General features: G+C 31.8%; 25 protein-coding genes. 23 read left to right on the plus strand and 2 right to left on the minus strand.

What is annotated here, in order from left to right; genetic code table 11:
• Positions 1–14: 14 nt before the first annotated feature.
• The 23 genes from WH267_RS12805 to WH267_RS12915 all read left to right on the plus strand — a co-directional run bounded on the left by WH267_RS12805 (position 15) and on the right by WH267_RS12915 (position 24,527).
• Positions 15–1,853: an acyltransferase family protein gene (locus WH267_RS12805; RefSeq protein ID WP_340008708.1), complete on the plus strand. Its 1,839-nt coding sequence runs from the start codon at positions 15–17 to the stop codon at positions 1,851–1,853.
• A 2-nt stretch (positions 1,854–1,855) separates the two neighbouring features.
• A complete protein-coding gene (locus WH267_RS12810; RefSeq protein ID WP_340008710.1) occupies positions 1,856–3,145 on the plus strand; it encodes a nucleotide sugar dehydrogenase in 1,290 nt (429 codons plus the stop codon).
• Between the two features lie 28 nt (positions 3,146–3,173).
• On the plus strand, positions 3,174–4,430 hold the full coding sequence (locus WH267_RS12815; protein WP_340008712.1) for an oligosaccharide flippase family protein: 1,257 nt from the start codon (positions 3,174–3,176) through the stop codon (positions 4,428–4,430).
• A complete protein-coding gene (locus tag WH267_RS12820; protein WP_340008713.1) occupies positions 4,427–5,482 on the plus strand; it encodes an EpsG family protein in 1,056 nt (351 codons plus the stop codon). Before WH267_RS12815 ends, WH267_RS12820 begins: the two co-directional genes overlap by 4 nt.
• A complete protein-coding gene (locus tag WH267_RS12825) occupies positions 5,479–6,633 on the plus strand; it encodes a glycosyltransferase family 4 protein (protein WP_340008715.1) in 1,155 nt (384 codons plus the stop codon). The genes WH267_RS12820 and WH267_RS12825 overlap by 4 nt, the downstream gene beginning before the upstream one ends.
• Complete coding sequence (locus WH267_RS12830) at positions 6,630–7,751, plus strand: glycosyltransferase family 4 protein (protein WP_340008717.1); 1,122 nt, start codon at positions 6,630–6,632, stop codon at positions 7,749–7,751. The genes WH267_RS12825 and WH267_RS12830 overlap by 4 nt, the downstream gene beginning before the upstream one ends.
• Complete coding sequence (locus tag WH267_RS12835; protein WP_340008719.1) at positions 7,748–8,887, plus strand: right-handed parallel beta-helix repeat-containing protein; 1,140 nt, start codon at positions 7,748–7,750, stop codon at positions 8,885–8,887. Before WH267_RS12830 ends, WH267_RS12835 begins: the two co-directional genes overlap by 4 nt.
• 56 nt (positions 8,888–8,943) lie before the next feature.
• Positions 8,944–9,939 carry a glycosyltransferase family 2 protein gene (locus WH267_RS12840; RefSeq protein ID WP_340008721.1) on the plus strand — a complete coding sequence of 332 codons (996 nt, stop codon included), beginning with the start codon at positions 8,944–8,946 and terminating at the stop codon, positions 9,937–9,939.
• 20 nt (positions 9,940–9,959) lie between these two features.
• Positions 9,960–11,105, plus strand: a complete 1,146-nt coding sequence (locus WH267_RS12845; RefSeq protein WP_340008723.1) for an N-acetyl sugar amidotransferase — start codon at positions 9,960–9,962, stop codon at positions 11,103–11,105.
• The gene (gene hisH, locus WH267_RS12850; protein ID WP_123318080.1) at positions 11,102–11,716 is read left to right on the plus strand and encodes an imidazole glycerol phosphate synthase subunit HisH; all 615 of its coding nucleotides are present in this window, start codon (positions 11,102–11,104) and stop codon (positions 11,714–11,716) included. The genes WH267_RS12845 and hisH overlap by 4 nt, the downstream gene beginning before the upstream one ends.
• A gap of 5 nt (positions 11,717–11,721) precedes the next feature.
• Entirely contained in the window at positions 11,722–12,486 is a 765-nt protein-coding gene (locus tag WH267_RS12855; protein ID WP_123318081.1) for an AglZ/HisF2 family acetamidino modification protein, read from the plus strand.
• 2 nt (positions 12,487–12,488) lie between these two features.
• Entirely contained in the window at positions 12,489–13,523 is a 1,035-nt protein-coding gene (locus tag WH267_RS12860; protein WP_123318082.1) for a polysaccharide biosynthesis protein, read from the plus strand.
• Between the two features lie 44 nt (positions 13,524–13,567).
• Positions 13,568–13,981 carry a WxcM-like domain-containing protein gene (locus WH267_RS12865; RefSeq protein WP_123318083.1) on the plus strand — a complete coding sequence of 138 codons (414 nt, stop codon included), beginning with the start codon at positions 13,568–13,570 and terminating at the stop codon, positions 13,979–13,981.
• Positions 13,978–15,096 (plus strand): polysaccharide biosynthesis C-terminal domain-containing protein, encoded by a 1,119-nt coding sequence (locus tag WH267_RS12870; protein WP_340008729.1) that lies wholly within the window; start codon positions 13,978–13,980, stop codon positions 15,094–15,096. Before WH267_RS12865 ends, WH267_RS12870 begins: the two co-directional genes overlap by 4 nt.
• Positions 15,097–15,118: 22 nt before the next feature.
• Positions 15,119–16,255: a non-hydrolyzing UDP-N-acetylglucosamine 2-epimerase gene (gene wecB, locus WH267_RS12875; RefSeq protein ID WP_340008731.1), complete on the plus strand. Its 1,137-nt coding sequence runs from the start codon at positions 15,119–15,121 to the stop codon at positions 16,253–16,255.
• Entirely contained in the window at positions 16,255–17,463 is a 1,209-nt protein-coding gene (locus tag WH267_RS12880) for a glycosyltransferase family 4 protein (RefSeq protein WP_340008733.1), read from the plus strand. Before wecB ends, WH267_RS12880 begins: the two co-directional genes overlap by 1 nt.
• A complete protein-coding gene (locus WH267_RS12885) occupies positions 17,460–18,356 on the plus strand; it encodes an NAD-dependent epimerase/dehydratase family protein (RefSeq protein ID WP_340008735.1) in 897 nt (298 codons plus the stop codon). The genes WH267_RS12880 and WH267_RS12885 overlap by 4 nt, the downstream gene beginning before the upstream one ends.
• Positions 18,356–19,318 (plus strand): MraY family glycosyltransferase, encoded by a 963-nt coding sequence (locus WH267_RS12890; RefSeq protein ID WP_340008737.1) that lies wholly within the window; start codon positions 18,356–18,358, stop codon positions 19,316–19,318. The genes WH267_RS12885 and WH267_RS12890 overlap by 1 nt, the downstream gene beginning before the upstream one ends.
• Before the next feature lie 2 nt (positions 19,319–19,320).
• Entirely contained in the window at positions 19,321–19,866 is a 546-nt protein-coding gene (rfbC, locus tag WH267_RS12895; protein WP_340008739.1) for a dTDP-4-dehydrorhamnose 3,5-epimerase, read from the plus strand.
• A gap of 96 nt (positions 19,867–19,962) precedes the next feature.
• Positions 19,963–21,264 carry a 30S ribosomal protein S12 methylthiotransferase RimO gene (gene rimO / locus WH267_RS12900; RefSeq protein ID WP_340008741.1) on the plus strand — a complete coding sequence of 434 codons (1,302 nt, stop codon included), beginning with the start codon at positions 19,963–19,965 and terminating at the stop codon, positions 21,262–21,264.
• A 386-nt stretch (positions 21,265–21,650) separates the two neighbouring features.
• Positions 21,651–22,325 (plus strand): hypothetical protein, encoded by a 675-nt coding sequence (locus WH267_RS12905; protein WP_340008742.1) that lies wholly within the window; start codon positions 21,651–21,653, stop codon positions 22,323–22,325.
• 19 nt (positions 22,326–22,344) lie between these two features.
• Positions 22,345–23,097, plus strand: coding sequence for a hypothetical protein (locus WH267_RS12910; RefSeq protein ID WP_340008744.1), 753 nt, complete (start codon positions 22,345–22,347; stop codon positions 23,095–23,097).
• Positions 23,098–24,155: 1,058 nt separating this feature from the next.
• Positions 24,156–24,527: a septal ring lytic transglycosylase RlpA family protein gene (locus WH267_RS12915; protein ID WP_115970206.1), complete on the plus strand. Its 372-nt coding sequence runs from the start codon at positions 24,156–24,158 to the stop codon at positions 24,525–24,527.
• Between the two features lie 70 nt (positions 24,528–24,597).
• On the opposite strand, the gene WH267_RS12920 is transcribed toward WH267_RS12915, so the two are convergent.
• Together WH267_RS12920 and WH267_RS12925 are read right to left on the minus strand one after the other, a co-directional pair.
• Positions 24,598–25,362 carry an exodeoxyribonuclease III gene (locus tag WH267_RS12920; RefSeq protein WP_340008747.1) on the minus strand — a complete coding sequence of 255 codons (765 nt, stop codon included), beginning with the start codon at positions 25,360–25,362 and terminating at the stop codon, positions 24,598–24,600.
• On the minus strand, positions 25,362–25,652 hold the full coding sequence (locus WH267_RS12925) for a YciI family protein (RefSeq protein WP_340008749.1): 291 nt from the start codon (positions 25,650–25,652) through the stop codon (positions 25,362–25,364). Before WH267_RS12925 ends, WH267_RS12920 begins: the two co-directional genes overlap by 1 nt.
• Positions 25,653–25,704: the final 52 nt, after the last annotated feature.

The following is a 25,704-nucleotide window of genomic DNA, read 5'->3' on the forward strand; positions in this document are numbered from 1 at the left end:
GGTAATAAATTTATATGAATGATTTTAGAGCAGACATTCAGGGGCTAAGAGCATTAGCTGTTTTTCTGGTATTTATTTTCCATATTTCTTCTTCAGTGCTTCCTGGAGGTTTTTTGGGAGTAGATATCTTCTTTGTGATTTCCGGTTATTTAATTTCTGGAATTATTTTAAATAAAGTAGAAAAAAAAAGTTTTCGATTTATAGATTTTTATATTGGCAGACTTAAACGTATTGTACCAGTATATTATATAGTTTTAACTGTAATTTTAATTATAGCTGTAATAATTTATCTACCTTCTGATATTTTGCAGCTCAGGATGAATGCATTTTGGTCCGCAATTTTTGCTTCCAATATCTATTTTTCTACTTTGGATACCTATTTTGGGGCATCAAGTATCGAGAATCCTTTTCTCCATACTTGGACTCTTTCCATTGAAATGCAGTTTTACTTTTTATTACCATTATTACTTTATTTTATCAATAAAAGATGGTTACCAACAGCATTGATAGCTATTATTATTGGTTTTTTAGGGTATTCGGTTTGGGGAACTTATTTTTTAGATCTTAAAAGTAAAATGTATTTCTCTTTGGCAGCGAGGATTCCTGAGTTTTGTATAGGAGCATTGTTTGCTGTAAAGCAAGATACCTTTAAGAAAATAGGAACTTCCACTCTTAATTATATATCAGGCATTAGCCTTGTTGTAATTCTTGTCTGTGCTTTTCTGTTTTCTGAAAAGTCTGATTATCCTGGATATTTGGTCATTATTCCTTGTCTGGCCACCAGTTTTTTATTAATCAATAAGGATAGCTTTATAAATCGTAATATTTTCAGCCATAAGATCGCAGTACATATTGGAGAGTTATCATATTCTATTTATTTGTGGCACTGGGCGGTGATGGCTTTATGGCGTTATTATAAGGTTAATTATGAGTTTACTGGAGTAGAAGTTGTCCTAATTGTAATTTTGACTTACCTTTTATCTCTATTCACATATTTTACGGTAGAAAGTTATTTTAGAAAAACTAATAATAAAAAATTTTTTACTTTACTTACTGCTTTAGTAGTCGTTCTTGGAGCGGTAGCTGTATTATTACCTAGATTAAATACTTATTTTTATAAAATACCAGATAAATATTCTCGACCTACTTTTGGTCTTAAGTCTCACTCCAATTCATTTGAAAAAGTGGAAAGTTTTGGGGATTTATCAAAAAAATCAGATTCAATTTTATTAATCGGTGATAGCCATGCGTTAGTTTATAAAAATATTTTACACAATTTAGGACTTGTCAATTCATTTAATTTTAGAACAATAACAAATGATAGGTACCCGAATATTCCGGGATTAAATCAGAAGGATTTTTCTAATAAAGATTTATTTGTACAGTATTCTAATATTGTAGCGAGAACTAATAATGAAATAAAGAACGCAAAGATTATTTTCATTTGTTCAGTTTGGTTTGATGATCAATCTTCTTTACCAAGTGCTTTAGATCAGTTCTTAAAAAATCTTAATGCATCTCAGACTGTTATTATCCTACCAGATTATCCTACTCCGGATAAGAATCCAATAAGGATAAATAGAGATTTTATAAAAAATGACAATTCAAATTATGAATATAAAATTGAATATAAAAAACTTCCTGTAAGAATTAAGAAAGTTTTGGATCAATATAAGAATGTGCATGTAGTGAGTATAGATTTTAAACAAAAGCTGAAAGATATACCATTTAATAAAGATACATTAATGTACTATGATAAAGGACATTTAAATTTATATGGAACAGAAGTCGTATCCAGAGAATTTGATGAAGAATTTATGAATAGTATTAACAAAATTTTACAAAGACATTAATAATGAAAAGTTTTAAAATTGCCATTATTGGATTAGGATATGTGGGATTACCTTTAGCTCGCTTATTCGCTACTAAATTTCCTGTTGTTGGTTTTGATATCAATGAACAACGAATTAAAGAATTAAATGAGGGGAAGGATAATACATTGGAAGTTGCGGATGATGTTTTACAATCTGTTCTTATTGATAAAAACCCTCTTGATACAGAAGAAAATGGTTTATTCTGCTCCAATACTATTGAAGATATTAAGCAGGCAAACATCTATATAATTACTGTTCCTACCCCTGTTGATAAGAATAATAGACCAGATTTAACTCCTCTCTATAAATCTTCTGAAACTGTGGGAAAGGTAATTTCATCAGGAGATATTGTTATCTATGAATCTACAGTGTATCCTGGAGTTACAGAAGAAGAATGTGTTCCTGTTCTTGAAAGAGTATCTGGATTGGTTTTTAATAAGGACTTCTATGTAGGATATTCACCAGAAAGAATTAATCCGGGAGATAAAGAACATACAGTAGAAAAAATTCTGAAAATAACTTCTGGGTCTACCGCAGAAATAGGACAAATTGTAGATAATCTCTATAGATCAGTCATTGTTGCTGGCACCCACTTAGCTCCCACTATTAAGGTTGCTGAAGCCGCCAAAGTAATTGAAAACTCACAAAGAGATATTAATATTGCATTTGTAAATGAATTAGCAAAGATTTTCAATATTTTAAAAATTGATACTCATGCAGTTCTGGCAGCTGCATCTACAAAATGGAATTTTTTACCATTTAAACCAGGACTTGTCGGTGGGCATTGTATAGGGGTAGATCCATATTATCTTGCACAGAAAGCACAAGAACACGGGTATCATCCGGAAATCATTTTGGCAGGAAGAAGACTTAATGATTCAATGGGGGAGTATGTTGCTTCACAAATCGTTAAAGCAATGATCAAAAAAAATATTAAAGTTAATGGAAGTAAAGTTTTAAATCTTGGAATTACTTTTAAAGAAAACTGCCCAGATGTTCGCAATACAAAAGCAGTAGATGTAATAAAAGGACTTTCGGATTATTCGTTAGCGGTAACTACATACGACCCATGGGCAAACCCTTCCGAGGTGGAGCATGAGTATGGTTTATCTATATATAATGAAGTCCCTGAAGAAAAATATGATGCTATTATCTTAACTGTTGCCCATAAAGAATTTGCAGATTTTGACTTTAAGAAATATCTGGCTGAAGGTGGAGTAATTTATGATATAAAAGGGTTTGTAGATCAAGAGGATGTAATCAGATTATAAAAATATCCAAAAATGTAGCCCGTTTATAATGATGAAATTAATTAACTTCCTTCGAGAAGGTTATAAAAATGAAAATATTACTCAAGCCTTCTGGTTATTAGTTTCTACTGTAGTAGGGCTTGTTTTAGGTTTTGTAACTAATTCTCTTTTAACTCGAATCTTAGGAAAGGATGTATATGGTGATTATGCACTGTTATTTAACATCTATAGTTTTTGCCAAATAATTTTCAACTTTGGGATATTTTATACTATTTCCCGTCTGGTGGCCATCACTAATGATACGAGTAGAGCAAGAGGATATTATCTGGTAGGCAGCTTCTTTGTAGTCATACTTTTTATTATCATGGCAATATCAGTAATTGGATATGCTTTCTTTTCTGAAAATATTGACAAAGGCAGTTTATTTAAAGTATTGTTAATTTCCATTCCGTTTTCATGGGTGTATCTATTGACCACATTAAATGAAAATTTTCTTCCCGGAGATAACAAAATTAATCTTTTATCATGGTCAAGACTGCTTCCTAAAATTTTTTTAACGATTATATTGGCGATCATTTTCTTTTATTTTAAAAAAATAGATCTTATCAGTATTATTTTACTTAACTATCTTACGTTTATCATTGCTTATGTGTATGTTTTCATAAAAGTTAAACCTACATTTAAACAATTCAGAAGAAGGTTGTCTGAAGTATTGGTAGGAAATAAACAGTTTGGTTTTGATATTTATTTTGGAGCTTTGATTGCTTCAGGAAGTAGTAGTTTATCAGGAATATTAATCAGTCATTTTGGAGTCAATAATGTTGAAGTGGGATACTACACATTAGCCACATTGTTAGCCTCACCTTTATCTATGATCCCTAATATTATTGCTACAACACAATTTAAAAATTTTGCACAAAGTTTATTTATTCCACCTAAAATGATACTGCTTACATTTGGATTAAGTACATTTCTTATGCTATTTATTATATTTGCAGCAAGACCAATTGTATCTGTTTTTTTTGGAAAGGAGTATCTTGATTCGATTGTTATGCTACAATATTTGTCTATAGGATTTGTATTTTACGGAATAGGAGATTTCTTTAACCGATTTTTGCTGGCAAAAGGAAAAGGGAAAGAACTGAGAAATGCATCATTTCTTGTTGGATTTACTTTACTCATTGCAAATATTTTATTTATTTATTTATATGGAGGTGAAGGGGCAGCCTTTGCGCGTATCTTATCAGGCTTAATGTATGCATTGGTAATTTTATATTATTATAAAAAAGAAATTAAAGGATTATGATTTTTGCAGTTTTTGTTTTCCTTTTATTACTATGTATTATTTTCCCTAAATCTAAAATGGTTGCAGGAGGAGTTTTCCTGTTTATGTGGCAGCTTTGGGGGTGGAATACTTGGAACGGAGATTACTTTCAATACGAATATATTTATAATACACTAGGGAAATTTGGGCTTGATGCACTTAATGTTGAAATAGGATATAATATATTTAATCATTGGATTTATAGCCTTGGTTTTGATTTCCAGGGTTTTATGATTATATATTCTTTTGTCATTTTGGGATTAATTATGTATTTTACAAATAAGTCCCCTTATCCTGCAGTGTTTGCTATTTTATATTTTATTATTTTCATCATGGATTACGTTTTTATGCGTAATTATATGGCAAATGTTTTATTTTTTGTGTTTTTAGCTCTTTTATTTAAAAATCCAAAATACTTAATAGTAAAGTCTTTAATTGTACTGTTATTAGCACTTGCATTCCATAATACAGGAATATTTTATTTTGCATTTTTGCTTGTTTTGAGAAATAAATTGAGCATTAAAAAGCTTTCTATTCTTGTAATGGGTATTGTTTTAGTATTATCTACATCAATGACACTATTCATATCATTGATTAATAGCGAATTTCTTGCAGGTAAAATAAAATATTATGCAACCGGAGATAGTCCTATTGGACCTGCTATGAGTCATGGAATAATTGTATTAGCATTATTACTATTTATTCATTTTACTAAAAAACAGCAACTCCTTTTATCACCGGAAAAGAATCGTGTTATCACTTTATTTCAAAAAATAAATATAATCACACTTATATACATACCCTTATATTTCTTTATTCCAGATTTTGGAAGGTTTTTCAGAGTGTTATTTCCGTTGGAATTATTTCTAATTTTGTATTTATTTTATAGTTATAAAAAAATTAATTTACGCGTTATTCTGGGGTTAATTTTGATTGGTATGTATTCTATCGTATTGTATCAATTTGCTTTTAGTACTCTAAAATTAACCTATTATCCATTAATTGAATCTAATCTTATTTATAGTTCACCATGAAAATTATATTGATTGCTTCATATTATTTTCCAATACAGGATGTTTCGTCTTTAAGGATTCACAGCTATTGCAAAGCTTTGGCAAAAAAGGGAATAGATATTCATGTTTTAATGGTGTATCCTGCCCATATAGAATGTCCGGATAATGGAGTCTTTGAAGGAGTAAATTATTCTTTTCTCTCCGATAAAAAATATTATAATGGTAACATTTTAGACAAATTGTATTTTAGATTCTCAGGATTGTATCATATTAAAAAATTTATTTTTAATAAAAAAGCAGAAGTAGTATTATCCTATCATGATAATATACTTACCAATTTGTTTGTAAAACTGTTTACATTTTTAGCTTCAATACCATTCGTAATTGATAAGACTGAATATCCGTATGGGTATTTCCAAATGTCACGGGTTAGACAATTGATGGAACGTATGAACTTATCTTTGTTTGATGGTTTTATAGTCATTTCAAATACATTAAAAGATTTTTATTCTAAAATTTCCAAAAATGTATTTCTTCTTCCAATGACAATTGATCCTAATCGATTTTCAGATGTGAAAATTGAAAAGAAAGAGGAAAAATATGTTAGCCTTACATTTGGAGTACATAATCGAGATGGATTATTAGACAGTGTCATTACTTTTCATAAATATTTAAATAAATCACAAAAAAAATCTTTTAAATTATATTTAATTGGCGATTATAAAATATTGTGTGAAAATTTTCCTGAATGCCTAAACATTGAAAAATATATTCAGGAAAATAAGCTGGAGAATTATATCTTCTTTTTAGGAAGAAAGCCAATTCAAGAGGTTCCGGTAATTCTTGCAGGAGCAGAATGCTTAATAACAACTCCTACAAAATATGTATCAGGTGGTTTTCCTACAAAATTAGGAGAATATATGCTGTCTGGTGTTCCGGTAATAGCGACTAAGGCAGGAGAAATTTCCGATTATGTCACAGACGAGTATGATATATTTTTGTGTGAGGTAGGAGACTTAGAAGCTATGGCAAACAAAATTGTTTTTATTGAAGATCATCCAACTGAAGCTCTGCTTGTTGGTAGAAATGCAATAAATACAGCCCAGATCAAGTTTAATGCTGATACTTATGTTGATAGTTTGTTGGAATTTTTAGATTCAATTAAGAAATGAAAAAGCATAAAGTATTAATTATCCCAAACGCAGAAATTACCAAAGTAAATGATGATTTTGCTGTAGAAAAGAATACAGGTGAATTTGCTAAGGAATTACAAGATTTAGGTTCTGAAGTTACACTCTATGGGCAAATCATGGATGAACCGAATAATATTCATGTTTATAAACTTAATAAACATGGATTAAAGGTTGAAGGGCTATATAGAAAATCTAATAAAATTCTTAATTATATACTTCTTTATCTCAGAGTTATTCCTGAAATCGTGAAATCCGATTTTATATACATTTTTTATCCTACGGCCTTTAAGTATATTGCTTTTATTTGCAATATATTGGGTAAGAAATATGGTTTATATGTAAGAGGTGTGGATGACATGCAAGGGAAAGTCCCATCATTAATATATAAAAAAGCTGCTGTTGCATTTTGTGTAGCTGATTATTTCACAGACAACATCAATACCATTGTTGGAAAAAAAATTGCCTATACTATGAGACCTATGATTACTCTTACAGAAAATGATATCATAGAAGATAGAGTATACACAAAAAAAGATACTTATAAAGTCCTTTATCTAGGACGTATGACCAATGATAAAGGAATTATAGAGTTACTTAATGCGGTATCAGAATTGAAACACCTACAACATAAACTTCATGTAGACCTGGTTGGAGATGGTGAATATTTTGAAGAACTAAAAAAAATAGCTGATGATTTAAACATCAATGATATGGTATCTTTTAAAGGGGCAACTTTTGATACACAGGAAATTAAAAGTTACTTTTTAAATTCAGATATTTATATATTACCTTCTTATCATGAAGGTTTTCCAAGAACCATATATGAAGCTATGATATATGGAACACCTATCATTACTACCTTTGTAGGTGGGATACCTTCTTTAATGAAAGATGGAAAAAATTGCTTAGAAATAGAGCCCAAATCTGCAGAATCTATTGTTTTATCTTTAAAAAAGATTTTTGATAATTATGATCAATTTAGCTTACTGGCTAAAGAGGCAACAAAAACGGTAAGTAATTTGCTAGAAACAAGGAAGTATTCACATGCGATGGATGTACATAGATATTTAAATAACCCCTCAAAAAAATTAATATGAAAAGTAACACCAACTATAAGATTATTTTTTTTCTTTTCGTTGTATTACCACTTAATATTTTTGCTCAGTTTCAGTATAAAAAAATAGATAGGTCATTTCTTCCTGCACTTGATAAGAAGACAGAAATTAGAAAAATAAAGTCCACATTATTTACAAACGCTAAAGATCTTACTGATTACTTGCCGAAGGATTTTTCTAAGAGAGGGGATGTTAACTATACCAAATACTTACAAAAGGGAATTGATGATAATAAAAAAATTATTCTTCCAGACTTTCCAGTTATGATTGATTTTGGTGGATTAAGATTATCATCGAACTCGTATGTTTTATTTCAAGAGAACTCTAAATTATTATTGCAACCTAATAAAGAAGAATTATATGGGATGCTTTATATTGAAGGTGTAGAAAATGTTAATGTATATTTTGCAAACTTAGTCGGTGATAGAGATAAACATCAAGGAGATAAAGGAGAGTGGGGAATGGGCTTTTTTATTCGTAATAGTAAAAATGTAAAAATATATAATCCCACTATTACTAATATGTGGGGAGATGGTATTTACATTGGAAATCTAAATAAACCTTCAGAGAAAATTGAAATAAATTATGCGGTAATTGACAATAATAGGCGAAACGGCATATCAATTGTAGCAGGTGAAAACATATTAGTTAAAAATAGTCTTATAGCAAATACCAATGGTACTATTCCTCAATCGGGAATTGACATAGAGCCTAATAACACCTCTGATTATATTAATAATATTTCTTTAGACAATATTATCACGTATAATAATGCAGATAGCGGACTTATTTTTGCCTTAGATAATCTGCAGGGAAATCAGCTTGATCGTGTGAAAATAGATGTTAATAACTTTGTTGACTATTTTTCGAATAAAGGAATTGACTTTTATGTAGATAGAGGTTATAACAAGTATATAAAACCATTGAAAGGAACAATTAATATTAAAAATATTAAACTATTTAATAATAAAAATCCAATTAGAAATAGCTATAGTGCAAAATCTAATATGGAGGTGTATTTTCAAAATATAAATATCGATAATAAAAAAATTAATACTAATAATTTAGATATTTTTGTACAGAAAATCAAAAATGGAGAAGAGCAAACATTAAAATAGCCCTCCAAAAAAGAGAATAAAAAACATTAACAAGAATAAAAAAATTATATAGAATTATGTTCATATCCGTTATCGTTCCAACCTATAACCGCGTAGATACACTTCATAAGTGTCTTCAACATTTGGAAGACCAAAGTATTGGAATCGAAAATTATGAGGTTATTATAGTGGATGATTGCTCAAGTGATAAGACACCAGAATTTTGCCAAAATTATGTGTCAATATCAAAAAATGTGAAATATATTCGTAATCAGACCAATTTAGGATTAGCAACAACTAGAAATGTTGGAATTAGAGCTTCTAAAGGTGATATATTAATGTTTCTGGACAATGATTTGTTAATTTCTAATACATTTCTTGAAGCGCACATAAACCTCTACAAAGCGAATAATAATGAAAATATAGCAATTGTTAGTGATGTTACTTATCAACTAGAAGATCTTGATAAGACAAATTTTGGACGTTTTATCCAGAGTAGAGCAATAGGCTATCGTGCTGACAAATATATGGAGGGAATCAATTTATCAGATTTACCTAGTAATTTTTTTGCAGGCGGTGGTTCTTCTTGTAAAAGAGAAGATGCTTTTAAGGTTGGACTTTTTGAAGAAGGGTTAAAAAAATACGGTTCTGAAGATGAAGTCTTCGGATATAGATTAAAAAAAGCTGGAATTAGGATCGTTTTTTGTCCTGCAGCAAAATTAATTCACTTTGATAGTAATATTCTTCCTCATTATTGGAGAATTAAATATATTGAATTAGGTAGATATAGCTTAAAAACATTAAAGGAAAAAGAACCTGAATTGGTAAATAATTCCTTATATAATCTATTAATGCCTATGGATAGTAAGATAGATAGTACTAAAACTATTTTCTCTAAATTAATGATTAAATTATTTAGTTCAGCATTGTTTAGAGTGCCGGTTGAAAAATTTGTTTTTGCAACTGATGGAAACAAAAGTTTTTATACCGATATAATTTATCGATATATTACAATGGTCTGGATAATAAAAGGGTTCAATTCTGATGAACAAATTGAAAAAGTTAAATATTAATCTCAAATATAATATTGAAAATGGTAAATAATAGACCATATCAAATTTGTACTAAAACAATAATGGATACTACGGATCCTAATATCATTTTCAACGAAAAAGGAGAAAGTGATTATTATACAAATTTTAAAGAAAATATAGAACCCAATTGGCATACTGATCAGCATGGTTACGATGAGCTGATGAAAATTGCAGATAAAATCAAGAAGACAAGTAAGAATAAAGATTTTGATTGTATCATTGGTCTTAGTGGAGGGCTAGACAGTTCATATGCGGCATACGTTGCCAAAGAAATTATGGGAATTCGCCCATTGATCTTTCACGTAGATGCAGGATGGAATACAGATAAAGCAGTAGGAAATATTGAAAAACTTATTAATGGTCTTAATCTTGACCTCTATACAGAGGTAATAAATTGGGAGGAAATGAAAGATCTTCAGGTTGCATTTCTTAAATCTCAGATTTCAGACCAAGATCTTCCTCAGGATTATGCCTTTTTCTCAGGATTATATAAGTTCGCAAGAAAACATAAAATTAATTATGTACTTACAGGTGGAAATTTTTCTACAGAATGTTGTCGTGAACCAGAAGAATGGGGAGGTTTCCCAGGAATTGATACAACTTTAGTGAAAGATATTCATTCAAAATTTGGGAAAAGACCTTTAAAAACATTTCCATTAGTTGACATTCTTTCTTATAAGATTTATTACAAATATGTATATGGAATGGAAGTTTTCAAACCTCTTAATTTGATTCCGTATATCAAAAAAGATGCAGAAAATCTTTTGGAAACAAAATTCGGCTGGGAATCTTTCCAGCATAAGCATCATGAATCTAGATTTACAAGATTTTATGAAGATTACTGGTTACCTAGGAAATTCGGCTATCAGAAAAGAAAAGCACATTTTTCATCTCTTATCCTTACAGGACAGATGACAAGAGAAGAAGCTCTGGACAGAGTATCAAGACCTGAACTGTCGGAAGAATTTCTACAAAAAGAATTTGAATATGTAGCTCATAAATTGGACTTAACAACAGAAGAACTACAACAGATATTTGAAGGTGAGAATAAAACCTACAAAAATTATAAAAATAAAATGGGAATCATCAAATTCGGAGCTCAAGCAATGCAAAAACTCGGATTGGAAAAAAGATTATTCAGATGATAACACTTATAGATTATGGCGTTGGAAATATCAACGCCTTCGTCAATGTATATAAAAGGGTGGATATCCCTGTAAAAATTGCAAAGACAAAAGAAGATTTGCTGGATGCTCAAAAACTGATCCTTCCGGGAGTGGGACATTTTGATCATGCTATGTCACAACTTAATAATTCAGGAATGAGGGATACTTTGGACGAATTGGTTCTTGAGAAAAAAATCCCAGTTATTGGAATATGTGTAGGAATGCAAATGATGGCTAATAAAAGTGATGAAGGAAGCCTGGAAGGCTTAAAATGGATAGATGCCACTGTTAGAAAGTTTGATGAGAATAAAATCAAACAGGTTACACGTCTTCCTCATATGGGTTGGAATGATGTAAAACCAGTTAAAGATCTTGATCTTTTCAAAGGGCTGGAAAGAGATGCCATTTTCTACTTTTTACATACTTATTATTTTGAATGTAATAATTCAGAAGATATTATGGCGATTACAGATTATGGTGGTGAATTCGCATCAGCTGCTCATCACGAAAATAAATATGGAATTCAGTTTCATCCTGAGAAAAGCCATTCTTATGGAGAAATATTACTTCACAATTTTGCTAAACTCTAATACTGATGCTTAGACCGAGAATTATACCAAGTTTATTGATACAAGATAATGGTTTGGTAAAGACTGTTAATTTCAAAAACCCTAAATATGTTGGGGATCCTATCAATGCTGTTAAGATCTTTAATGAAAAAGAAGTAGACGAGCTCGCTATTTTTGATATTGATGCTACAACAAAAGGTTTGGAGCCTAATTATAGTCTTATTGAGAGAATCGCTAATCAATCCAGAATGCCTTTGTGCTATGGTGGAGGTGTAAAAACTGTTGAGCAGGCTCAGAAAATTTTTGGGTTAGGAATTGAAAAAATTGCATTGTCTTCCGCAGTGCTAAATAATCCTAATCTTATTACCCAAATAGCTGACAGAGTAGGTGCTCAGAGTGTGATTGTGGTATTGGATGTGAAGAAGAAGCTATTTGGGGGATATGAAGTGTATACCCATAATGGGAAAAAAGCAACAGGAATTAATCCTTTTAAATTTATTGAAGAAGCGCAGCAATTAGGAGCTGGTGAAATCGTAATCAATTCCATAGACCAGGATGGTGTAATGAAAGGTTATGACATGTCCTTAATTGATAAAGCAAGAGAAAAAACATCACTTCCTATGACTGTACTAGGAGGTGCAGGAAGCCTGGAAGATATCAAAAAAGTTATTGATAAACATGAGATTATTGGAGTAGCAGCTGGAAGTTTATTCGTGTTTAAAGGAAAATATAAGGCAGTTTTGATTAACTATCCAATTAAAGAAGAAAAAGAAAATTTATTAAGAAAATAATTATGCAAATTCAAAATAAAACACTTTTGATCACAGGTGGCACAGGTTCTTTTGGAACAGCTGTGCTTAATCGTTTTTTAGCAACAGATCATTTTAAAGAGATTCGTATTTTCTCTCGTGACGAAAAGAAACAGGATGATATGCGAAACCTTTACAAAAGTGAAAAAATTAAATATTATATCGGAGATGTTCGTGATTATAATTCAGTAGAACCAGCAATGCGTGGTGTAGATTACATTTTCCATGCTGCTGCTTTGAAGCAGGTTCCGTCTTGTGAATTTTTTCCAATGCAAGCAGTGAAAACAAATGTAGAAGGAACACAGAATGTTATTCGTGCTGCTGCTGCCAATGGAGTGAAAAAAGTAATTTGTCTTTCAACAGACAAGGCTGCTTATCCTATTAATGCAATGGGAATTTCTAAAGCCATGATGGAAAAAGTAGCAGTTGCAGAAGCTCGAAACCTTACAGATACTGTGGTGTGTCTTACACGTTATGGAAATGTAATGGCTTCAAGAGGATCAGTGATTCCTTTATTTTTAAATCAGATTCAAAAAGGAGAAGCTATTACCATTACAGATCCTAATATGTCACGTTTTTTCATGTCTTTGGAAGATGCGGTTGATTTGGTATTGTTTGCTTTCGAAAATGGTAATCCAGGAGATTTATTTGTTAATAAAGCACCTGCAGGAAGTATTGGTGATCTGGCTAAAGCCCTAATTGAACTAACAGGAAAAGAGGTTCCAGTCAAAGTAATAGGAACACGCCATGGTGAAAAACTTTATGAAACATTATGTACTCGTGAGGAAATGCTGAAAGCAGAAGATATGGGCGATTTCTATAGAGTACCTGCAGATAATCGCGATCTTAATTATGCTAAATATTTTTCCGAAGGAGAAGAAGATATTTCTAAAGTAGAAGATTATCATTCCCATAATACTGAACAACAAGGAGTGGAAGGACTTAAAAAATTAGTTTCTTCTTTACCTTTAATACGTAAAGAAGTTTTCGGAGAAGATGTAATGCAATATCCTTACTAAATCCGGATAATTTTATTCTTTAAAAATGATAAAGGGAAAAACATATGCTTACTAAAGGAAATAAATTTGAAGACGAAAGAGGGGTAATCAGATTTAATAATGATTTTGATGCTTCTGTTGTCAAAAGAATTTATATCATTGAAAATGCAAACATCAACTTTGTAAGAGGATGGCAAGGCCATGCTATTGAGCAGCGTTGGTTTTCTTGTATCAAAGGAAGCTTTAGAATTGCTGTTGTTGAAGTGGATGATTTTAATAATCCTTCACAAGATTTAGACGTTCAATATTATGAACTTACTCCTGAAACACTGGATTTTCTTCATATAAAAGCGGGTTGTATTACCGCGATCAAAGCAGAAGAAGAGGGTAGTAAATTATTAGTTCTGGCTAATTATGGACTAGGAGAAATCAAAGATGAATACCGTTTTCCTCTGAATCATTTTAATATTAAACTATGAAAAAAATAGGAATTACCGGCCAAAATGGTTTTGTTGGTCGTCATTTATATAATACTTTAGGTCTATTTCCTGAAGAATTCGAACGTGTTGACTTTCAGAAAGAATATTTTGAAAATCAATCAGAATTAGATGCTTTCGTATCGAAATGTGATGTTATTGTACATTTAGCTGCAATGAATCGTCACGAAAACCAGGAAGTAATTTATGAGACAAATATTACTTTAGCTAAGACATTAGTAGATTCATTAAAAAGAACAGATTCTAAAGCTCATGTTTTAATTTCATCATCTACACAGGAAGAGCGTGACAACCTTTATGGAAAGTCAAAACGTGAAGGAAGGGAAGCTATTGTAAATTGGGCTAATGAAAATGGAGGGAAAGTAACAGGCTTAATTATTCCTAATGTGTTTGGTGCTTTTGGTAAACCATTTTATAACTCGTTTATAGCTACTTTCTGCCACCAGTTAACATCTGGTGAGACTCCAAAGATTGACAATGATGGTGAAGTAAAGCTGATCTACGTTCAGGAGCTTGTAATGAAAATTATTACTGAAGTTCGTTCAGAGAAAAGCCAACCCGAATTATTGGTTGAAGCAACTGCGGTCAAAAAAGTATCGGAAGTGCTGGCTTTATTGAACGATTTTAAAATTAAATATCTTGATGGTGGAGAAATTCCTGTTTTGAAAGATAATTTTGAACACAATTTATTCAATACTTATCGTTCTTATATCAATCATAAAGAACGTTATCCTGTTAAATTTACTCAACATACAGATCCAAGAGGAGCTTTCGTAGAAGTAATCAGATTAGGAATTGGTGGACAGTGTTCATTTTCAACTACAGTACCAGGAATTACAAGAGGTAACCACTATCACACCCGAAAAATAGAACGCTTTGCTGTAATAAAAGGAAAAGCTTTGATTCAGTTGAGAAAGATTGATACTGATGAAGTAATGGATTTCTATTTAGATGGAACAGAGCCTGCTTATGTAGATATGCCAATTTGGTATACACACAATATTAAAAACATAGGAGAAGAAGAATTATATACTATTTTTTGGATTGATGAACCATTTAATCCTGAAGATGCAGATACCTATTTCCTAGAAGTATAAATTATAAAGTAAGATTGGTTTGATGAAAAAATTAAAAGTAATGACGGTTGTAGGAACGCGACCAGAAATTATAAGATTATCAAGAGTATTATCAGCTTTGGATGCTTCCGAAGCAGTAGAACATATTATTGTCCACACTGGACAGAATTATGATTATGAACTTAATCAAATCTTCTTCGAGGATCTAGGTCTTCGTAAACCTGATTTTTTCCTTGAAGCAGCAGGGAAAACTGCGACAGAAACAATCGGAAATATTCTTATTAAAATTGATCCTCTTTTAGAAGAATTAAAGCCAGATGCTTTCTTAGTTTTAGGAGATACTAATTCTTGTTTGTGCGCTATTCCTGCAAAAAAACGTCAGATTCCAATTTTCCATATGGAAGCAGGAAACAGATGTTTTGATCAGCGTGTGCCTGAGGAAACTAACCGTAAGATTGTGGATCACACAGCGGATATCAACTTAACCTATTCTGATATAGCTCGTGAATACCTTTTAAGAGAGGGGCTTCCTGCTGATAGAATTATCAAAACAGGTTCTCCAATGTTTGAAGTATTAAATCATTATTTCCCTCAAATAGAAAGTTCAGATGTCTTATCAAGATTAAACCTACAAGAAGGTAAATACTTTGTGATTTCATCGCATAGAGAAGAAAATATAAACTCTGAGAAAAACTTTAGAGGATTAATGGAATCTTTAAATGCTATTGCAGAAAAATATCAATATCCAATCATTGTCTCTACACATCCGCGTACCAAAAATATGATTGATAAGATGCAGATTGATATGCGCCCTGAAATTCAATTTTTAAAACCACTGGGGTTCCATGACTATAATGCTTTGCAGATGCGTTCATTTGCTGTGCTTTCAGATTCAGGCACCATTTCAGAAGAATCTTCAATACTGAATTTCAGAGCACTGAATATTAGAGAAGCTCATGAAAGACCTGAAGCAATGGAAGAAGCATCGGTAATGATGGTAGGGCTTTCGCCAGATAGAATTTTACAAGGTTTGGCGCAGCTTCAGCAACAGAAAGTTGGGAAAGAAAGAAACTATAGACAAGTATCAGACTATTCTATGCCAAATGTATCAGAAAAAATGGTAAGAATTATTTTAAGCTATACCGATTATATTAACAGAGTGGTTTGGAGTAAAAAATAATGAAAATATTAATTGTAACCCAATATTTTTATCCTGAAAATTTTAAGAGTAATGATATGGCCTTTGAACTTCAGAAAAGAGGGCATGAAGTTACTGTTTTGACTGGTATACCGAATTATCCTGAAGGGGAAATTTATGATGGATACAGTTTTTCAGAAAATAGAGAACAGATTATTAATGGAGTAAAAGTCATTCGAGCACTATTATTACCTCGGGGAAAAGGGGGAGGAATAAGAATCTTTCTCAATTATTTTAGCTGGGCTTTTTTTGCTTCGTTAAAAGCTAGAAAATTATCATCTCGGGAAAAATATGATGCAATTATTGTTCACGAACCTTCTCCGATTACACAGTTCTATCCTGCTTTAACCATTAAAAAAATACATAAAACGCCCATTTATTTTTGGGTAATGGATCTTTGGCCAGAAAGTTTAGAAATAGCAGGTGGAGTAAAGAATAAACTTGTTCTGAACTTTTTTACCAAAATGGTTCAAAAGTTTTATAATGAATCTGAGAAAATACTGATTACTTCTAAAGGATTTAAAAAATCAATATTAGAAAAAGGAAATTACGAAGATAAGATTGAATATTTTCCTAATTGGGCCGAAGACACTATTTCTTCAGGAAATCTTGTATATGCTATTCCGGAACTTCCCGATGGATTTAAGGTGATGTTTGCCGGAAATATAGGGGAAGCGCAGGATATGGAAAGTATTATGCAGGCTGCACTTCAACTGAAAAAAAATACTGATATTAAGATTATTTTGGTAGGAGATGGTCGTAAAATGTCATTCGTTCACGATTTTATTAAAGAACATAGTTTACAGGAAACTGTTTATACAATGGGAAGATTTCCTGTTGAGGCTATGGCTTCTTTTTTTAATGCTGCGGATATATTATTGGTAAGTCTTAAAGATGATCCAATCTTTAACCTAACTGTACCAGCTAAAGTACAGGCATATATGAGCTCAGGAAAACCCATTATGGCAATGTTAAATGGAGAAGGTGCTGAAAATATAAAAGAAGCTGGTTGTGGCTTTACTGTGCCTGCGGGAGATGGAGGCCAATTAGCACAGAGAATAGCAGAGGCTGCTCAAAAGAATAAGGAAGAGCTAAATATAATGGGTCTCAACGGAAAATCATTTTATGAGAAAAATTATAAAATGGAAGAATGTATTTCGAATCTTGAAAAAATAATCTCAAAAAAATGAATGTTATCATTACCGGAGCATCGGGATTTGTAGGAAAAAACCTACTCAAATATCTTGAGGACAATCAGTGTAATTCAATAGGAATATCCTTAAGAGCTAACTGGAAGCTCTCCAGAAATTTTGATGCTTTGATTCATCTTGCAGGAAAAGCTCATGACACAGCTAATACTTCTGCTGATGAAGAGTATTTTAAAATTAATACAGAGTTAACAAAAAAACTTTTTGATGAATTTATTGATTCTGATATTAAAGATTTTTTCTACTTCAGTAGCGTAAAAGCTACCGCGGATACAGTGGATGGAGTACTATACGAAAATCACTCTTCAGATCCTAAAACACCTTATGGAAAATCTAAGCTCTTAGCAGAAGAATATCTCTTATCAAAAGAAATTCCAACAGGGAAAAGACTTTTTATTATTAGACCATGTATGATCCATGGTCCAGGAAATAAAGGCAATTTAAATTTATTATACAAAGTGGTAGAAAAAGGGATTCCATGGCCACTTGCTTCTTTTGAAAATCAAAGATCATTTCTAAGTATTGATAATCTTAATTTTTTAATATTACAAATTCTTAAAAATAAAAATATTAACTCAGGAATTTATAATTTTGCTGATGATGATTTTATTTCCACAAATAAACTTATACAAATTATAAGCAAAACATCCGGTAGAAAACCTAAACTATTGAAAATTTCCAAAGGGTTGGTTATTTCTATTGCAAAATTGGGTGATAAAATTAAATTGCCACTGAATTCCGAGAGATTAAAAAAACTTACCGAAAGTTATGCAGTCTCTAATGCTAAAATTAAAGAAGCCTTACAAATTTCAAAGCTGCCGGTTTCAGCTGAAGAAGGATTAACAAAGACTATAAAAAGTTTTCAAACAAAATAATGGAATATATTTTTGTAACACTACTATTATTTGTATCAATACTCATTTATTTCAAAATAGCAGATAAATACAATATTATTGATAAACCCAATCATCGAAGTGCACATACACAGATTACCTTAAGAGGAGGGGGAATTATTTTCCCGATAGCATTTATTATTTTCTGTTTTTTTAATGTAAATGAAGCTATACAAAACTACTGGTCTTTTGGCTTAGGCTTGCTGTCCATCTGTACAATCAGTTTTATTGATGATATCAGAACTTTATCTAATAAGATCAGATTATCAGTACATTTGATTTCAGTTATATTGTTACTCTATTTTACCGGAGCATTTACTTTAATGCCCGTTTGGGCCTGGCCCATATTATTTGTCGTAATTATTGGTACCCTGAATGCTTACAATTTTATGGATGGGATTAATGGGATGACAGGATTATACAGTTTGGTTACCTTGAGTTCACTGGCATATATCAATAGAGAAGTGATTCAATTTACAGATCATAATTTTATATATTATCCTATATTGGCCTGCATTGTATTTCTGTTCTTTAATTTCAGAAAAAAAGCTAAGTGTTTTGCAGGAGATGTGGGAAGTATGGGAATAGGGTTCTGGGTTATAGGCCTTATTACTCTTTTAATCATGAAAACTGGGGAATACAAATATATTTTGCTACTGGCTATCTATGGAATGGAAGTAGTACTTACCATTATAGAGCGTTTATTATTGAAGGAGAATATTTTTGAAGCCCACAGAAGACACTTATATCAGCTTTTTGCCAATGAGAAAAAAGTTTCACATTTAATAGTAAGTTTTGTGTATGCATTATGTCAATTAATTATTAATATATTTTTAATTCATTCGCAACTTCCAATTTGGGCTGTTGTTTTAATTATATTTATTCCGACAGGTGGAGTATATTTGGGATTAAAATGGAGTCTGAAAAAAAAATATAACCTATAAACATGAAAATCAAAGAAACCCCACTTAAAGATTGTTATATTATAGAACCTACCGTTTTCGAAGACGAAAGAGGCTATTTTTTTGAAAAGTTCAACGAAAAAAAATTTGAAGAACTTACGGGAATGAACGGGCATTTTGTTCAGGATAATATTTCCAAGTCTTCCTATGGTGTATTGAGAGGACTGCATCTTCAGAAAGGAGAGCATGCACAGGCAAAATTAGTCTCATGTCTCGAAGGAAGTGTGTGGGATGTTGCTGTGGACCTTAGAGAAGATTCTCCAACTTTTGGAAAATGGTTTGGAATTGAACTTACTGCTGAAAATAAATTACAGTTGTATGTACCCAGAGGTTTTGGGCACGGGTTTTCTGTTTTGAGCACCCATGCTGTATTTTCATACAAATGCGATAACTTTTATAATAAAGAATCAGAGGGAAGCGTAAAATTTAATGATTCTGATCTTGGGATCGATTGGAAAATTGAAGATAAAGACGCTGTTCTTTCGGAAAAAGACCAGAACGCACCTGGATTTAAAGAAAAAAATTTTTAAAGTATATTATTGAGAACCACTTTTTTAAAGTGGTTTTTATTTTTGTAATCTTTACTCTTTAATATTTTGTATCTTTGCAGACTCAAAATCAAAAAGATGCGTACAAAATCTGTAGGGAAGAAGAAAATCAATGTAGTTACACTTGGGTGTTCCAAAAATGTATATGATTCCGAAGTATTAATGAGTCAGCTGAAAGCCAACGGCAAAGAAGTGGTTCATGAAGACCGTGGAGATATTGTTGTTATTAATACCTGCGGATTTATTGATAATGCTAAAGAAGAATCCATCAATACCATTCTGGATTATGTTGAAGCCAAAAACAGAGGTGAGGTTGAAAAAGTCTTCGTTACAGGTTGCCTTTCCGAAAGATATAAGCCGGACCTGGTGAGAGAAATTCCGGATGTAGATCAGTATTTTGGTACAAGAGATCTTCCGATATTGTTAAAGCATTTGGGAGCAGATTACAAGCATGAATTAGTAGGGGAAAGATTAACCACAACTCCCAAACATTACGCATACCTTAAAATTTCTGAAGGTTGTGACAGACCGTGCTCTTTCTGTGCAATCCCTTTGATGAGAGGAGGCCACGTTTCCACTCCTATTGAGAAGTTGGTTTCTGAAGCTCAGAAATTGGCCAAAAAAGGAACTAAAGAATTAATTCTTATCGCTCAGGATCTTACTTATTACGGTCTGGATATTTATAAAAAACGTGCATTAGGAGATTTATTAAAAGAATTGGTGAAAGTAGAAGGAGTAGAATGGATTCGTCTTCATTATGCTTTCCCAAGCGGTTTCCCGGAAGATGTTTTGGATATTATCCGTGAAGAGCCCAAAGTTTGCAACTATATAGATATTCCTCTTCAGCATATCAATTCTGATCTTTTGAAATCAATGAAAAGAGGAACTACCCACGAGAAAACGGATGCTCTTTTAGGTAAATTCAGAGAAAAAGTTCCCGATATGGCCATCAGAACAACCCTTATTGTTGGATACCCGGGAGAAACTGAAGAAAGATTCCAGGAGCTTAAAGATTGGGTGAAAGAACAGAAATTTGACAGATTAGGATGTTTTACCTATTCTCATGAGGAAAATACAGGAGCTTATGTATTGGAGGATGATATTCCCCAAGAAATAAAAGAAGCCAGAGTAGAAGAGATTATGGAATTGCAGTCTCAGATCTCTTGGGAAAAAAACCAGGAAAAAGTAGGAAAAGTGTTTAGATGTATCTTCGATCGTAAAGAAGGAAACTACTTTATAGGAAGAACAGAATATGATTCCCCGGATGTAGATAATACGGTTCTGGTTTCAGCAGAAGATACCTATATTTCTATTGGGGAGTTTGCAGATGTGAAGATTACTTCAGCAGAAGAATTTGACTTGTATGGTGAACTAATATAAAAAATATAAAAGACTATTAATCAGAGAGAAAAATCGAGTTCCTGAAATATGAGAAAATGAAATATTAATACAATTTAATATAAATACTTTTATGTTAAGTTTTTTAATTATTTGATTTTCAGTATTTTGGTTATTCTGGTGTTAAGATTTTTTAATTTTCTACTATAAAGTACGCAAATTAAAAAATTTAATCTTAAATTTGCGGCATAAGCAATGTTTTTTAAATCATATGCTATCAATAAGTTATTTATTAAAATTGGGCTAAAACTTAAAAAATATGTTTTTTTTATTTATCTTAGCCTTAAGATAATAATCGCAAGTTGAGATACATTTTCCTTTGGGAAATTTTTGATGAAAAATAATGTAATTAAAATCTTTAAAAACTTATGAAAAAATTTTTATTAACAGCAACTATGCTCGTTGCCTTTACGGCCCTTTCCAAGGCTCAGCAAGGTAGAGTGGGGATTAACACGTCCACACCTGCCGCAACTCTAGATGTAGTAGCTAACGCTGATGCTACTAGACCTGATGCCTTATTAGTCCCTCGTTTGTCAAGAGCTGATTTAGAAACTAAAACTAATGCATATGCCAATGGTACATCTACTGTGGCCAGTGCTCAAAATGGCGCACTTGTATTTGTTAATGCATTAGGTGGTAATGGAACTGGTAAAACAGTTAACGTTACAGCTACTGGGTTTTATTACTATGATGGTACAGACGGTAATAACGTTTGGAAACCTGTAGGAGGAGGTTCAGTTACTCAAAGGTATGAAGGTATTGTAGGGTCTGCTACTACAGTTAATGCTGCTTACACGGTTACCGGGAATGATTATTTTATTGTAACAAATGCTGCAGCTGGACTTACAATTACTTTACCTGCTGCTGAACCTGCCAATGCTGGTAGAGTAGTAGTAATTTCTAATCAGAATACAGCCAGTTCTACTGTTTCAGTAGTAGCTGCAAACGGTGTTCCTGTTGCTGGAACTAATAGTGTTCTACAGTTTAGAGGAAAACAGTATGTTTCAGATGGTACAAGATGGGTTACAATATCCTATAATTAATACTTTAAAATCCAATACAATGAAAAAAATAGTTTTATTAAGCATATTTTGTTTCCTTTCTTCTAATTTATATCATGCTCAAATAGCAACTAACCAACAGACTGTTGCTACCATTACAGATGAGAACGCATTTATGGATGCAAGTTCAAATTTTGATATAAGTGCTAACTCATCTAATACATTAGGAAAAGGTTTAGTATACCCAAGAACAAACCTTACTACTTGGGTTTTTAAAACAGATAACGTTGACGGTATTAATTTTCCTACTGGTTTTGACGGTATGATTGTTTATAATACAGGAACTGGAAATACTCTAACAGGAGCTAATAATCCAAGTACAGTATCTACTGTTGCGCCAGGATTTTATTATTTTTCAAATCCTATAGATGCAGGTAGTGCTACAGGTAGTGCTGCAGTTACAACAGGTAGATGGTTACCATTGGGAGCAAACCCCAAAGTGAATATTGCTACTGCTGAGACAACTACAAATACATCAGTCAACGGAAATCAGGTATATGCAAAGAGAGGAACTTTCACTACAAGTGGAACTTCTACAGCTCCTACAGCATATTCAAATCAGGCTGCAATCGCAAGTCCGGGAAGCCTTTATAGAATAACAATTTATCAGTCCGGAACAAATAATGTATACTCAAACAGTGTATATTCATATGCCGCTGATGGTTCTTTTGTAACTGGTTCACCAAGTATGTCTGTAGTTTATCCTGCAGGAACATATAACTATACTGTAGAGTATACAAAAACAAACAATTAATTTTTGATTAATTATAAATTTATAGAAGCCGATGATTTAATTTTCATCGGCTTTTTTTATTTCATCCCGGCCAAATATTACCCGATTTATAGTGGAAGACCATAAAAGCATTTTATTAAAAAATTAAAACGAATAGCTATTTCGTTTTACCCTTATTTTTATCCTGTTATAAGATTTACCTTCAAGCTATTTATGATTTCTAATGATAATCAATATTAATTGATAAGAATGGGAAGAATGTATCTTTAAAGCGGATCTGGTAAAATTAAACGAGTAAGCAAATTGGATTGAATTTCTTTGTATCTAGTATGCTGTGAATTGATTACTTATATATAATATATAGGATATTTAAATCATTTACGTTTTTAAGAAGTAAAATTCGTAATAGAGAAGATTTGATAACTGTTGCTTTAAAACGAATTAAAAAGTAAATTACTAAGAAGTGTTGAAATATAAATTGATGCTTTTTAAGGTAAGTTGTCATATGAAATGGATGCATATTATAACATATATTCAACTTGGCTCGCTTATTTTTCTAGTAATAAGCTTTTTAATCTGATTCTTAAAACTTATTTTTGAAGAATATTTGATAAGCGAATATGATCTTTTACACAAACGGTGCATCAAAAACGTGGCAGGATTTCATCAATTCTGAATGTTGCAGTTAATATTGTTGTTAAAAAAAAGTTTTATAATGCGGTTTTATTGCCCTGAGCCTATTCTAATAGCGATTTACCCTATATTATGTCTTAACGTTTTCTGCTTTTTAAAAATGAATTTAGATTCATAATCAATATCCTACTGTTTTACAACTGATTGATTTACAGTGTTTTAAAATTTAGTGTATTCTAAATTATGCATAAATTAGTTAATTAAATTAACGTTTCGTTTGTTTTTTTAACACTTTTTAACAGGTGCTTTTAAAATCCCTATCCATAGTAAGTTACAGAGGTTGTTAACATATATTTTTAATTTCGTTAACAGTTTTTAACAATTGGAGTAGGGAGTTAATAGGATTCCTGATACTTTTGCCCTGTCAAAACCAATAAAAGTTCAACATGATGAAAAGATTCATTCTCGTAATCATAATGATGATTTCAACCTTAGGTGTTTACTCGTTTACAGGTAATGCCTTAGATGCGAAAAAAACAAGTTATGCATCGTACTACCACGATAAATTTAACGGTAGAAAAACTGCTAGTGGAGAAATCTTTGATAATTCAAAGTTTACTGCAGCAAACAGAACGCTTCCATTTGGAACAAACGTTAAGGTTACTAACCTTAAGAATGGGAAAGAGGTAATAGTGAGGATAAATGACAGAGGGCCTTTCCATTCATCAAGATCTTTAGACATGTCTAAAGCAGCGTTCGATGAGATCGGAGATATCAATCATGGTACAATTCCGGTCGAATATGAAATTGTCGATTAATTTTATGATTTAAATTAAAAAAAGCCAGCTGATTTCAGCTGGCTTTTGTGTTGATAGATATAAAGGAACACTATACATCCAATTCCAATAGGGCAGGACAATGATCCGAATGTACTGCTTCTTTCAAAATAACAGCTCGGGTAAGTTTATCCTTTAAACTATAAGAGGTGAAGTTATAATCCAATCTCCATCCTTTGTTTCTTTCCCTTGAATTTTGTCTGTAGCTCCACCATGTGTAATTGTCCGGTTCATTGTTGAAAAACCTGAAACTGTCAATCAGTTCACATTCATTGATGAAATTGGTCATCCATTCTCTTTCCATAGGAAGAAATCCTGAAACATTTTTTAGGCCAGCAGGATTGTGAATATCAATAGCCTCATGACAGATATTAAAATCACCGGAAATAACCAGGTTGGGAATTTCTTTCTTTAGATTTCTGATATATTCAAGGAAATCATGACAAAACTGCATCTTGAAATCAAGTCTTTCAATATTCGATGCAGAAGGTACGTAGACTGAAATAGCAGAGAATCCATCAAAATCAGCACGGATAATTCTTCCTTCATTATCATAGCTTTCAATACCACAACCGTACTCTACATGATTAGGTTTTACTTTTGATGCAATTCCAACGCCACTATAGCCTTTTTTTACTGCTGAATGCCAATAACTGTGGTATCCTAATTTTTCAAGGCTTTCGATGTCTATCTGATCGTTTCCTGCTTTGCTTTCCTGGATGCAGATTACATCCGGATCAGCAGTTTTTAACCAACCCAGAAAATCTTTGGTAAATGCGGCCCTGATTCCGTTGACATTGTATGTAATTAATCTCATTAGTCTTCTATAAATATTTTAAAGTTTTCGTTGTATTTAGACGGGATAAATTCGGTGATGTCATAATCCGCTATCTGATGGATGTAAAAAGGATCTTCTCTGATGATTTGTTCAACTTCATTTTTAGATGGGGCATTACAGATAATAATCCCTCCGGTTCTTGGCTCTTTTCTTCCGGACGCAATAAATACTCCCAAGTTATAATGCTTTTGAAGGAAGGAATTGTGTTCCGGGATATGATGCTCTACATTTTCAATAACCATTTTATAGGTTAGCGAAATAATAAACATGTTTTATTTTTTACGAAGATAGGAACTCTTGCAGACTCTAAAAAAAGAAGCG

This window comes from Chryseobacterium sp. MYb328 (genome assembly GCF_037572595.1).
Taxonomy (GTDB): Bacteria; Bacteroidota; Bacteroidia; order Flavobacteriales; family Weeksellaceae; genus Chryseobacterium; species Chryseobacterium pennae.

Excerpts from the sequence above, each read along its gene's own strand:
- WH267_RS12835 (WP_340008719.1), top strand. The coding sequence starts at position 7,748 with ATGAAAAGTAACACCAACTATAAGATTATTTTTTTTCTTTTCGTTGTA.
- WH267_RS12825 (WP_340008715.1), top strand. The coding sequence starts at position 5,479 with ATGAAAATTATATTGATTGCTTCATATTATTTTCCAATACAGGATGTT.
- hisH (WP_123318080.1), top strand. The coding sequence starts at position 11,102 with ATGATAACACTTATAGATTATGGCGTTGGAAATATCAACGCCTTCGTC.
- WH267_RS12910 (WP_340008744.1), top strand. The coding sequence starts at position 22,345 with ATGAAAAAAATAGTTTTATTAAGCATATTTTGTTTCCTTTCTTCTAAT.
- WH267_RS12915 (WP_115970206.1), top strand. The coding sequence starts at position 24,156 with ATGATGAAAAGATTCATTCTCGTAATCATAATGATGATTTCAACCTTA.
- rfbC (WP_340008739.1), top strand. The coding sequence starts at position 19,321 with ATGAAAATCAAAGAAACCCCACTTAAAGATTGTTATATTATAGAACCT.
- WH267_RS12920 (WP_340008747.1), bottom strand. The coding sequence starts at position 25,362 with ATGAGATTAATTACATACAATGTCAACGGAATCAGGGCCGCATTTACC.
- WH267_RS12815 (WP_340008712.1), top strand. The coding sequence starts at position 3,174 with ATGATGAAATTAATTAACTTCCTTCGAGAAGGTTATAAAAATGAAAAT.
- WH267_RS12925 (WP_340008749.1), bottom strand. The coding sequence starts at position 25,652 with ATGTTTATTATTTCGCTAACCTATAAAATGGTTATTGAAAATGTAGAG.
- WH267_RS12845 (WP_340008723.1), top strand. The coding sequence starts at position 9,960 with ATGGTAAATAATAGACCATATCAAATTTGTACTAAAACAATAATGGAT.
- WH267_RS12810 (WP_340008710.1), top strand. The coding sequence starts at position 1,856 with ATGAAAAGTTTTAAAATTGCCATTATTGGATTAGGATATGTGGGATTA.
- wecB (WP_340008731.1), top strand. The coding sequence starts at position 15,119 with ATGAAAAAATTAAAAGTAATGACGGTTGTAGGAACGCGACCAGAAATT.
- WH267_RS12865 (WP_123318083.1), top strand. The coding sequence starts at position 13,568 with ATGCTTACTAAAGGAAATAAATTTGAAGACGAAAGAGGGGTAATCAGA.
- WH267_RS12870 (WP_340008729.1), top strand. The coding sequence starts at position 13,978 with ATGAAAAAAATAGGAATTACCGGCCAAAATGGTTTTGTTGGTCGTCAT.
- WH267_RS12805 (WP_340008708.1), top strand. The coding sequence starts at position 15 with ATGAATGATTTTAGAGCAGACATTCAGGGGCTAAGAGCATTAGCTGTT.
- WH267_RS12830 (WP_340008717.1), top strand. The coding sequence starts at position 6,630 with ATGAAAAAGCATAAAGTATTAATTATCCCAAACGCAGAAATTACCAAA.
- WH267_RS12885 (WP_340008735.1), top strand. The coding sequence starts at position 17,460 with ATGAATGTTATCATTACCGGAGCATCGGGATTTGTAGGAAAAAACCTA.
- rimO (WP_340008741.1), top strand. The coding sequence starts at position 19,963 with ATGCGTACAAAATCTGTAGGGAAGAAGAAAATCAATGTAGTTACACTT.
- WH267_RS12905 (WP_340008742.1), top strand. The coding sequence starts at position 21,651 with ATGAAAAAATTTTTATTAACAGCAACTATGCTCGTTGCCTTTACGGCC.
- WH267_RS12840 (WP_340008721.1), top strand. The coding sequence starts at position 8,944 with ATGTTCATATCCGTTATCGTTCCAACCTATAACCGCGTAGATACACTT.
- WH267_RS12860 (WP_123318082.1), top strand. The coding sequence starts at position 12,489 with ATGCAAATTCAAAATAAAACACTTTTGATCACAGGTGGCACAGGTTCT.
- WH267_RS12890 (WP_340008737.1), top strand. The coding sequence starts at position 18,356 with ATGGAATATATTTTTGTAACACTACTATTATTTGTATCAATACTCATT.
- WH267_RS12880 (WP_340008733.1), top strand. The coding sequence starts at position 16,255 with ATGAAAATATTAATTGTAACCCAATATTTTTATCCTGAAAATTTTAAG.
- WH267_RS12820 (WP_340008713.1), top strand. The coding sequence starts at position 4,427 with ATGATTTTTGCAGTTTTTGTTTTCCTTTTATTACTATGTATTATTTTC.
- WH267_RS12855 (WP_123318081.1), top strand. The coding sequence starts at position 11,722 with ATGCTTAGACCGAGAATTATACCAAGTTTATTGATACAAGATAATGGT.